Origin of the sequence: Duganella radicis (assembly GCF_009720825.1) — a bacterium.
Taxonomy (GTDB): Bacteria; Pseudomonadota; Gammaproteobacteria; order Burkholderiales; family Burkholderiaceae_D; genus Rugamonas; species Rugamonas radicis.
Genome location: NZ_WNKY01000151.1, coordinates 1 through 255 on the forward strand (window position 1 = coordinate 1; position 255 = coordinate 255).

Here is a 255-nt window from a genome sequence, read left to right on the forward strand (position 1 = left end):
ACTTTCAGGCCCTGGCGTTTTTCAATGGTGGCGATGAACTGGCCCGCCTCCAGCAGCGACTCGTGGGTGCCGGTGTCGAGCCAGGCCATGCCGCGCCCCATCACTTCGACGTTGAGCTGGCCCTTGTCCAGATACACCTTGTTGACGTCGGTGATTTCCAGCTCGCCGCGCGCGGACGGCTTGATGCTGGCGGCGATGTCGCACACCTGGTTGTCGTAGAAGTACAGGCCGGTGACGGCGTAGTTCGATTTCGGC

General features: G+C 62.4%; 1 protein-coding gene. It reads right to left on the reverse strand.

Annotation, left to right across the window (positions count from 1 at the left end; all coding sequences use genetic code 11):
* Nucleotides 1–255, reverse strand: a 255-nt coding sequence (locus GM676_RS31455) for a sugar phosphate nucleotidyltransferase (RefSeq protein ID WP_267875704.1), incomplete at both ends; no start/stop codon positions are given.